This is a genomic window from Haloterrigena alkaliphila, assembly GCF_017352155.2.
Lineage (GTDB): Archaea > Halobacteriota > Halobacteria > Halobacteriales > Natrialbaceae > Haloterrigena > Haloterrigena alkaliphila.
On sequence record NZ_CP071462.1, the window covers coordinates 2,107,852 to 2,117,164 of the forward strand.

A 9,313-nucleotide genomic window follows, 5' to 3' on the forward strand; every position below is an offset into this window, starting at 1 on the left:
CGCAGCTACTCGAAGTCGGTAGTCGAAAGAAATGGAGCGTAGATCGCGGCCGCGGTCCGAGTTCGAAGTCCGCTTTGTCAAAGTTTCTCGAAAGCGTCAGGCCGCGAAGCGGTCTGACTGTCCGAAAAACTGTCGACGACAGTTTTTCGATGTTGTCGCGGCGGTGCCGCGAGAGTGCGAGAAACTTTCTACGAAAGTTTCTCGATATTGTCGACGACTTCCTCCGCGAACTCGCTGGTGGCGAGCTTCTCGGCGTCCTCGAGGTTGCGCTCGAGGTCGTAGGTGACCTTGCCGGAGGAGATGGTCTCTTCGACGGCGTCGCGGACGAGGTCGGCGGCGTCGGACCAGCCGATGTGTTCGAGCATCATGCGGCCCGAGAGGATCATGGCGGTCGGGTTGACCTTGTCCTGGCCCTCGTACTTGGGTGCGGAGCCGTGGACCGGCTCGGCGAGCAGGCGACCGTCGCCGAAGTTGGCGCCGGGCGCGATACCGAGACCGCCGATCTGGGCACCACAGGCGTCGGACATGTAGTCCCCGTTCAGGTTCATCGTCGCGACGACGTCGTAGTTGTCGGTGCGGGTGAGGATCTGCTGGAGCATGTTGTCCGCGATGCGGTCGTTGACGACGACCGCGTCGTCGGGTGCTTCGCCGTCTTTCTCCTCCCAGAGCGTGTCCTCGGTGATGACCTCGTCACCGTACTCTTCCTCGGCGACCTCGTAGCCCCAGTCGCGGAACTGGCCCTCGGTGAACTTCATGATGTTACCCTTGTGGACCAGCGTGACCGAGTCGCGGTCGTGCTCGAGGGCGTAGTCGATGGCACGGCGGATCAGCCGCTTGGAGCCGAACTCCGTGATCGGCTTGATGCCGATGCCGACGGGGCCGTCGTGGATGGTGTTGTCGAAGCCCATGTCCTCTTCGACGAACTCCTTGACTTCCTGGACCTCGTCGGTGCCTTCCTCCCACTCGATGCCGGCGTAGACGTCTTCCGTGTTTTCACGGAAGGTGACCATGTCCATCTCGCCGGGGTTCTTGACCGGCGACGGGACGCCGTCGAGGTGGTAGGTCGGTCGCACGTTCGCGTAGAGGTCGAGCTTCTTCCGCAGGGCGACGTTCAGCGAGCGGAAGCCGGCGCCGACGGGCGTCGTCAGCGGGCCCTTGATCGCGACGCGGTGTTCCTTGATCGCTTCGACCGTCTCGTCCGGCAGGTTCTCGTCGTATTTTTCGCGTGCGGACCCGCCCGCGTAGAGGCGCATCCAGTTGATCTCGCGGCCGGTCTCGTCCGCGGCGGCCTCGAGAACCTTCTGTGCGGCCGGGCCGACGTCGCTCCCGACGCCGTCGCCGTAGATGATCGGGATGATCGGGTTGTCGGGTACCTCGAGTTCGTCCTCGGTACCCTCTTTCAGCGTGATCTTCTCCCCCTCCTCGGGGACCTCGATCTTGTCGTAGCTCATCTCGTCTATACGGTTCTTCGACGCGGGTAAAAGGTCTACCATTTCCATCGACGCACCGGCAAAAGTTGAACGATACTCAGACGGAGAATTGCCGGTTATTTCTCCTCTACTGGCTTTCGACGGCCGGGTACCGCTCGTCTGCCCTTCCGGCCCGGATAAACGTTCGTCGTATGACTGGTCCGCTCGCGGCAAAACCACAACTTCGCCCGGCGTAACGGGATGGCTCGACCCCGCACACGAGCAGAACCGGCCGTCTCGAGGGGGAGCCACCCGCTGAATCCGCAGTCGCCCGACGCGTTCGGCGTCGGCGGCGCCTCCCAGTAGCCGAGCGTCACCGTCACGCCGCCACCGACGAGCGCCGTGCCGATATCGGCGGGATCCCGCTCGTCCGCGATCGCCAGTCGCCCGACCGCAACCGCTGCCATCGCCGCACAGAACACGACGAGCAGGACGACTGGCGTCATCGTCGTCGCTACACAGGCCGCTCTCGAACGTGTCGGGGATACCGTCTCCGACGGCCCCATCGCGAAACCTCTTCCCGCAGCCGATCCGTCGGGACGGGTATGCAGGTACTCGTCCACGGCGGCGCAGGCAGCGCCCCCGACGATCCCGAGGGCAGGCAGGAACGGCTCGAGCGGGCCGCCGACTCCGGCGCAGCGGAGACGGACCCCGTCGATGCGGTCGAATCGGCGGTGCGCGTCCTCGAGTCCGATCCTCGATTCAACGCGGGAATCGGGAGCGCCGTCCAGAGCGACGGCGCGATCCGCACCGACGCCGGACTGATGACCGACGATCGATCGGTCGGCGCGGCCTGCTCGATGCCGGGGGTCGAACGCGCGGTCAGCGTCGCCCGACTCGTGCTCGAGGAGACGCCACACGGATTCGTCTCCGGCGAGCACGCCGTCGCGCTGGCCGACGCGTACGGGATCGAGACGGGGGTCGACCTCTGGTCCGATCGGACACGAGAGCGGTGGGCCGACCTCGAAACACCGCCGGCCGACGATCCCCGGGCGCAACTCGAGTGGATTCGCGAGCGGTACGGTCAATCGGATTCGGGCGGTCGAACGAATTCTGACGCTGATTCCACGGAGCCGCCGGCGGATCACGACAACGCTGGACGGGGTCCAGCGAGCCGTGGTCCAACGGACCACGACACGGTCGGCGCCGTCGCGTTCGACGGCGAGGCCCTCGCGGCGGCGACCTCGACCGGCGGCCGGTGGCTCGCGCTCGCGGGCCGCGTCGGGGACGTTCCGCAGGTCGGGTCGGGATTCTACTGTTCGCCCGCGGCCGCGGTCAGCGCGACCGGCGCCGGCGAGGATATCGCTCGCGTGACGCTCTCGAGGCGCGTCGCCCGCCACGTCGAACGGGGCCGCGACGCCGACGCGGCCGCGGAACTCGCGCTCGAGGAGTTCGCGGAGCTGACCGGCTCGACGGCGGGCGTCATCGCTATCGACGCGCGTGGAACCCTCGGCTCGGCGTACAACAGTGTCGCGATGCAGACGGCGAGCGCGACTCGCCGGTCGTGACCGGACTCGAGATCGGCGCCACCCGCCGGGTTCGTTCACTGCCGATCTCGAGTGGGTCGTCGGCCGGTGGACCGGAAGTGCCCAGTCGTGGCGTCTCTCACGCCGAGTGAGGGGACTCTCGGAACCGATAAAACGACGGTGACCGTTTCGGACAGCGTGCTGACGTTAGGCTCCGTTTGTCCCGACGCGATGCCGTCTTCGTGGACGGAAGACGCGGAACTGAACTCACGATGACTGATACTATCCCGGATGTTTCGACGATTGACGTCAGATACCTTTAACATCGTCGTGATCGTGGTCCGAGACGATGCTGGAATCGCCTTTCCACGGGGCTCGAAACTGCCCCCGATGTGCGGCGACGCTGTCGAACGTCCAGGGCGTCGAGGCCTGTCCGCAGTGCAACTGGGTCGACGCCGATCGGCGGTCGGGATCGATATAGTCCGGTTCCTCGCCGACGGAATCGGCCGCGTCATCGCCGATGGGGTCTCGAGGGCGGCCGTCGGTCGGAGACGGAACCTCTTTTTGTCGACCGGTACAACGCCGGTGCATGGCCGAATCCGAGGTGGACTTGGAGTCCGAGAAGTACGAGAAGCACCGCGAGGCGGGCGAGATCCTCGCGCAGGTGCGCGAAGAGACAGCCGAGCGCGTCGAGGTCGGCGCGAGCCACCTCGAGGTCGCCGAGTACGCGGAGGATCGGATCCGGGAGCTCGGCGGCGAACCCGCCTTCCCGGTCAACATCTCGGTCGACGAGGAGGCGGCCCACGCGACGCCGTCGATCGACGACGAGGAGACCTTCGGCGAGGAGATGATCAATCTCGACATCGGGGTGCACATCGACGGCTGGCTGGCCGACACCGCGATCACCGTAGACCTCTCGGGGAATCCCGAACTCGCCGAGGCCTCCGAACAGGCGCTGGAGGCCGCCCTCGAGGTCGTCGAACCGGGCGTCGACACCGGCGACATCGGCGCCGAAATCGAGGACGTCATCGACGGCTACGGCTACAACCCCGTCGTCAACCTCACCGGGCACGGACTCGGCCACTGGGAACAACACACCAGTCCGAACATCCCCAATCGGGCCGTTTCGCAGGGCGCGACGCTCGAGGTCGGCGACGTCGTCGCCATCGAACCGTTCGCGACCGACGGCGGCGGCAAGGTCAGCGAGGGCGCCAGCGAGGAGATTTTCGCGCTCGAGCGCGAGGGCTCGGTCCGCAACCGGCAGGCCCGCGAGGCCCTCGAGCAGATCACCGAGGAGTTCCGGACGCTGCCCTTCGCGACGCGGTGGCTCGAGACCGACCGCGCGGAGATGGCGCTGCGCCGGCTCAAACGCAACGACATCGTGCACGGCTACCCGGTGCTCAAGGAGGACGACGGCTCCCTCGTCAGCCAGAAGGAGCACACGATCATCGTCACCGAAGACGGCTGCGAAGTGACGACGGAACGATAGACGACCGCGTTCCCGGAAGCGGGTTGTTTTCCGATATTCGCATCGGTCTCGAGAATCGGTTCGGTTCGAAGCGAGTGCGCGCTACCCGTGAAAGACGAAGAGAGCGGGAGACCGGGTACCGAGGGCGTTCGCGCTCGGTCGCTCGACTCGACGCCGTTCTCAAGCGTTGTTCATCCGCTGGCTGGAGCGGTTCCCACACTGCTGGCACTCGGCCACGCGGTAGGGCTCGCGGGAGAACTGGGCGTTCTCTTTCTTGAGGCTCTCGGTGCGGATCTGGACCGAGACTTCGTGGAGGGTGTCCAGGTCGCATTCTGTGCAGTGTTCGGTCATCCCGTTGAAGGAGTCGTCAGTCGTTGCCATTACCGAGACCTTTCGGTAGTGTGGGCTTAAATCCCTGCTTCATTTCGAGCCGTGAGTCGAAAAATCGCAAGACGCCGTTACTCTCCGCCTATGACGCCGCGAGAGCGTTCCATATCGTTCACGGGCTTCGCTCCGCGTTCCGTTGGAAAATAATCTCGATTTCTGACTGTGAAGAGACGTTGTTTTGTCCGAACGGGTGACCGAACGCTCGAACTGAAACCCTTTAGGCGCGCCCTGTGTGGGCTCACGTATGGAACAGGTCTTCGCACCGTGGCGAATCGAGTGGATCAGACGCGAGGAGAAGAACCCCGATATCGACGACTGCGTCTTCTGTGAACTCCCGGATCTGGACGCCGACGCCGAGAACCTGATCGTCGCGCGAAGCGATCACGCCTTCGCGATGCTGAACAACTACCCGTACAATCCGGGGCACGTGATGGTGATCCCTCAGGCCCACACCGGTGCGTACGGCGACCTCACCGACGCACAACTGCTCGATCACGCCCGCCTGAAACAGCGCACCTTCGACGCGCTCGAGACGGCCCTCGAGCCGGACGGCTTCAACGCCGGCCTGAACCTCGGTGACGGGGCCGGCGGCTCGATCGACGACCACCTCCACACTCACGTCGTCCCCCGCTGGCAGGGCGACACCAACTTCATGCCCGTTCTGAGCGACACCTCGGTGATCGTCGAGGCGCTCGCGGACACCTACGAGCGCGTCCGCGAAGCCTTCGCCGAGCAGGCTGGTGCGACCGTTCCCGACGAGGGGAGCGCGGTCGTCTTCGATTTCGAGTAGCGGCGCCGAGGTCGCGCTGCGACCTCGCCTCCGGCGCGCCTGCCGGCCGAATCCTTGTGCGCGTTCCCGACGAAGTCCGACCACGTGTACGTGCTGACCCGCCTCGAGGAACTGCTCGCGACGTATCTCTCCCTGTTCGACAACGTCGCGACCTTCCTGCTGACGTTCGCGCTGGTGTACGCGTTCGGCCGCGTCGTCGTCCGGCCGGTCGTGAGCGCTGCGCTGGACTACCGAGGGACGGAACGAACCCTGAAACGGGGGCTCGAGCGCCTCGTGGCCTTCGGCGTGGTCGCCGCGGCAGTCGTGGTCGGCCTCTCGATCGCCGGGCTCAGCTTCGTCCTCGAACGGGCGGCGATCCTCGTCGCGGCGCTGACGGTCGCGCTCGGGTTCGCCGCGCAGAACGTCGTCGGCAACTTCGTCAGCGGCGCGTTCATCGTCACCGATCCGAGCTTCAACATCGGCGACTGGATTCGGTGGTCGGATCAGGAAGGGATCATCGAGGACATCAGCTTCCGGTCGACGCGGGTTCGGACGTTCAACAACGAGATCATCACGGTGCCGAACTCGGAACTGACCGCGAACGCGGTCACCAACGCCGTTCTCAACGACCAGCTCCGGCTGACCCTCCCGATCGCGGTCGGGTACGACGACGACCTCGACGCCGTCGCTCGGATCCTGACCGACGCGGCGGTCGACCACCCCGATATCCTCGCGGAACCGGAGCCGACCGCCCGAATCGCGGCCCTCGACGATGCGGTGCAGGTCGTCGCCTCGTTCTGGATCGCCGATCCCGATCGCACCACCTTCGGTCGGGTCCGCTCGGAGTACGCCCGCGAGATCGTCGACCGCCTCGAGCGCGAGGGGATCGACCTCGCCGCCGCGAGTCCGCAGGCGCTCGAGCGATCCGTCACCGTCGGGCCGGGACCGCCGTCTCGAGTGCGGGACGACGACACTGGCGGCGGCCGCGCGGAGTAAGACTCGGACGGCGCCCCGGTCGGGACGTTTTTGGTGCCCGTCGTCGTGCGGGACGGTAGCATGGAGTACGAAGTCGTACACGCCGACGACGTGCCGACGACCGACCTCTCCGAGAGCGACGACGTTCCGCCGGACCTGCGGATCCGCGCGCTCGACGAGGTCCTGGGAACCGACGACGTCCACCTCAAACTCTGGTACTTCGACCCCGGCGAGGAAATTCGGTACCACGCCCACGCCGAACAGGAGGAGATCTACTACGTCCTCGAGGGCGAGTTCTCGCTGAAACTCGGCCGTTCGGGCGAGGAGGAGTACGTCGATGCCGGGCCGGGGACGTTCTGGATCGCCAAACCCGAGGTCGGCCACGGCCACCGCAACGTCGGCGACGAGGAGGGCGTCGTGCTCGCCATCGGCGCGCCCGCCGTCGAGGACCCGGGGCTGGATCCCCACGGACTCGAGGAGGACGACGAGTAGCTGGCGACCTCTCTCCGCGACGGCTCAGGCGTTCGCGGCTGATCAGGCGTACGTCTGATCGAGATAGTCGATGATCCGTTCGGACTCGGCCATCGTGACGCCGTACTCGTCGTCGATGATCACCGGTACCTGCCGCTGGCCGGAGATGCGCTTGACCTCGTCACGCTTCGAGTGGAGCCCCTCCACCCAGACGCTGTCGTAGTCGACCTCGAGTTCATCGAGGCGGTCGGCGACCAGTTCGCAGTACGGGCAGCCCTCGAGCTGATAGAGCGTAACCATACACGACCGTTCGACCCGAATCGCCAAAAGGGTGGGTGGCCGTCCGCTCGCGGTCCGTGGATGGACCCGTCGTCGACAGCGTCCTGCCGGAGCACGGACCCTTTTGTCGCTCCGCGGAACACTCGGGGTATGCCACCGACAGAGGGCGACGAACTCCCCGACTTCGAGGCGCTGCTGTGCGACGGCGAGACGTTTCGCTCGACGGCGCTCTCCGAGGCGCTCGGCGAGCGGGGCGGCGTCGTGATCTGTACCGGCTTCGCGTTCAGCGCGATCGCACAGAACTGGTGGAAGCAGTTCGTCCGCGCCGGCTGGGGCGAGTTCGAGGACGTCGCCGTCCTCGGCGTCAGCCGGGACGGCCCGTACGCGCAAAACGAGTTCCTCCGCTGGCTGGACGAACCCGCGTTCCGCTTCTTCGCCGACGTGAACGGCGAGGTGAGCGAGTCGCTGGACCTGCTGGCCGACCGCGATCACATGGCGAACGTCTCGACGCCGTGGCGCTCGGCGTTCGTGGTCGACGCCGACCGTGAGGTGCAGTACGCGTTCGTCGCGGACGACTGGATCTCGCCGCTGCCTCGAGAGGAAATCGAAAACGCCGTTGCGGACCTCTAGAACGGTCGTCGGACGAACTGAAGCGCGAACTCAGACCGGCTCTCCGAACGCGTACATCGTCTCGTGGGCCGTCACCTCGAGATCGACGAAGTCGCCGGGCTCGATGCCGTGGTCGCTCGCATTTTGCACGATGATTTGGCGATACGCGGAGTCGCGACACTTCACGGAGTCGGCGGTGCCCGCCTCGACGACGAGACAGTCCTCGCGGGTCTCGCCGACCATGTCCGCGTAGGCCTCGCGGACGATCTCGCGCTTGACCGCGCTCATCTCCTTCGAGCGCTCCTTCTTGACCGTGCCGCCCAGACCCTTCAGCTCGGCGGCATCGGTACCGGGGCGCTTCGAGAAGCGGGTGACGTTGATCTTCTCGGGCCGGGTCTCACGCAGGAGCGCCATCGACTGCTCGTGGTCGCGCTCGGTCTCGGTGGGGAAACCGACGATGAAGTCCGTCGAGAGCGTCCAGTACTCGAGCGCGTCGTCGAACGTCTCGACGACCTCGACGTACTCTTCGACCTGGTGCTGGCGGCGCATGTCGCCGAGCACGTCGTTCGAGCCGGACTGGACCGGCGCGTGGAGGAAGTCGTACAGTTCCTCGTGTTCCGCGAAGACCGCGGCCAGTTCCTCGCGGATGCCGTGGACGCCCTTCGGATTCGCCATCCCGACGCGGACGCGGAACTCGCCGTCGATCTCGCAGATCTCCTCGAGCAGCCGGTGCAACTTGCGCTCGCCGTCGTCCCAGCCGTAGACGCCGGTGTCCTGGCCCGTGATGCGGAGCTCCTTCGCACCGGCGTGGATCAGCGCGCGGGCCTTCTCGACGTTCTTCTCGATCGACGGCGAGTCGATCTTGCCGGTCGCCTGCTTCGTGATGCAGTACGAGCAGTCGGACATACAGCCCCGCGCGATGGGGAGGATGCCGACGACGCCGTCGAGGATCGGTTCGGCGTCGGGGGTCGTCGTCGGACACTCGCCGTTGGTGACCGCCTCCGGCACCTCGTCCCAGTGGAGTACCTGTCCGTCGACGTCGGCCTGTGCGAACGCTTCGCCCTGCGCGAGGGCCATACAGCCCGTGATAAAGAGGTCCGCGGTCTCCGCGGAGAGTTCCTCGGCCCGGCGGAGCATGTTGCGCTCGGTCTTCTCGACGACGGTACAGGTGTTGAGGATGGCGACGTCGGCATCCTCGGCCCCGTCGACCCGGTAGTGGCCCGCGTCGCGGAGCCGTCGCTCGATCTCGCGGCTCTCCCCGCGGTTGGACGTACAGCCGTACGTTTCGATGTGATACCGGGCCATTCGCTCACCACAGTGTCGGATCTCGTAGGGCAAAAGCGCGACGGATCCGCGGCGCAACGGCCGTGACAACGGGTCTCGAGGGGCGGTCGGTTCGGCTCGCGGGCCACGGCGGCTG

Annotated in this window: 12 protein-coding genes; 7 read left to right on the forward strand and 5 right to left on the reverse strand. The window is 66.2% G+C overall.

Going from position 1 to position 9,313, the window contains the following annotated elements; genetic code table 11:
* Positions 1 to 188: 188 nt before the first annotated feature.
* The gene (gene icd / locus J0X25_RS29000; RefSeq protein ID WP_207287396.1) at positions 189 to 1,451 is read right to left on the reverse strand and encodes an isocitrate dehydrogenase (NADP(+)); all 1,263 of its coding nucleotides are present in this window, start codon (positions 1,449 to 1,451) and stop codon (positions 189 to 191) included.
* Between the two features lie 95 nt (positions 1,452 to 1,546).
* Positions 1,547 to 1,915 carry a hypothetical protein gene (locus J0X25_RS29005; RefSeq protein WP_207287397.1) on the reverse strand — a complete coding sequence of 123 codons (369 nt, stop codon included), beginning with the start codon at positions 1,913 to 1,915 and terminating at the stop codon, positions 1,547 to 1,549.
* A gap of 99 nt (positions 1,916 to 2,014) precedes the next feature.
* Here J0X25_RS29005 and J0X25_RS29010 point away from each other — a divergent pair, with 99 nt between their 5' ends.
* The 3 genes from J0X25_RS29010 (at position 2,015) to map (ending at position 4,424) form a co-directional block, all read left to right on the forward strand.
* Entirely contained in the window at positions 2,015 to 2,977 is a 963-nt protein-coding gene (locus J0X25_RS29010) for an isoaspartyl peptidase/L-asparaginase (protein WP_207287398.1), read from the forward strand.
* A gap of 307 nt (positions 2,978 to 3,284) precedes the next feature.
* Positions 3,285 to 3,416: a hypothetical protein gene (locus J0X25_RS39805; RefSeq protein ID WP_284145138.1), complete on the forward strand. Its 132-nt coding sequence runs from the start codon at positions 3,285 to 3,287 to the stop codon at positions 3,414 to 3,416.
* 108 nt (positions 3,417 to 3,524) lie between these two features.
* Positions 3,525 to 4,424: a type II methionyl aminopeptidase gene (map, locus tag J0X25_RS29015; RefSeq protein WP_207287399.1), complete on the forward strand. Its 900-nt coding sequence runs from the start codon at positions 3,525 to 3,527 to the stop codon at positions 4,422 to 4,424.
* A gap of 159 nt (positions 4,425 to 4,583) precedes the next feature.
* On the opposite strand, the gene J0X25_RS29020 is transcribed toward map, so the two are convergent.
* Complete coding sequence (locus J0X25_RS29020) at positions 4,584 to 4,784, reverse strand: DUF7835 family putative zinc beta-ribbon protein (protein WP_207287400.1); 201 nt, start codon at positions 4,782 to 4,784, stop codon at positions 4,584 to 4,586.
* Between the two features lie 250 nt (positions 4,785 to 5,034).
* On the opposite strand from J0X25_RS29020, the gene J0X25_RS29025 reads away from it, so the two are divergent.
* The 3 genes from J0X25_RS29025 to J0X25_RS29035 all read left to right on the forward strand — a co-directional run bounded on the left by J0X25_RS29025 (position 5,035) and on the right by J0X25_RS29035 (position 7,026).
* The gene (locus tag J0X25_RS29025; RefSeq protein WP_207287401.1) at positions 5,035 to 5,580 is read left to right on the forward strand and encodes an HIT family protein; all 546 of its coding nucleotides are present in this window, start codon (positions 5,035 to 5,037) and stop codon (positions 5,578 to 5,580) included.
* 84 nt (positions 5,581 to 5,664) lie between these two features.
* Complete coding sequence (locus J0X25_RS29030) at positions 5,665 to 6,555, forward strand: mechanosensitive ion channel family protein (RefSeq protein ID WP_225896643.1); 891 nt, start codon at positions 5,665 to 5,667, stop codon at positions 6,553 to 6,555.
* 60 nt (positions 6,556 to 6,615) lie between these two features.
* Positions 6,616 to 7,026, forward strand: coding sequence for a cupin domain-containing protein (locus J0X25_RS29035; RefSeq protein ID WP_207287402.1), 411 nt, complete (start codon positions 6,616 to 6,618; stop codon positions 7,024 to 7,026).
* A 42-nt stretch (positions 7,027 to 7,068) separates the two neighbouring features.
* Here the strand turns inward: J0X25_RS29035 and J0X25_RS29040 are convergent, their stop codons facing one another.
* A complete protein-coding gene (locus J0X25_RS29040; RefSeq protein ID WP_207287403.1) occupies positions 7,069 to 7,305 on the reverse strand; it encodes a glutathione S-transferase N-terminal domain-containing protein in 237 nt (78 codons plus the stop codon).
* A gap of 129 nt (positions 7,306 to 7,434) precedes the next feature.
* Between J0X25_RS29040 and J0X25_RS29045 the strand changes: the two genes are divergently transcribed.
* Positions 7,435 to 7,914 carry a redoxin domain-containing protein gene (locus tag J0X25_RS29045; protein ID WP_207287404.1) on the forward strand — a complete coding sequence of 160 codons (480 nt, stop codon included), beginning with the start codon at positions 7,435 to 7,437 and terminating at the stop codon, positions 7,912 to 7,914.
* A 30-nt stretch (positions 7,915 to 7,944) separates the two neighbouring features.
* Here J0X25_RS29045 and J0X25_RS29050 read toward each other — a convergent pair whose 3' ends face one another.
* Complete coding sequence (locus J0X25_RS29050) at positions 7,945 to 9,198, reverse strand: tRNA (N(6)-L-threonylcarbamoyladenosine(37)-C(2))-methylthiotransferase (protein ID WP_207287405.1); 1,254 nt, start codon at positions 9,196 to 9,198, stop codon at positions 7,945 to 7,947.
* Positions 9,199 to 9,313: the final 115 nt, after the last annotated feature.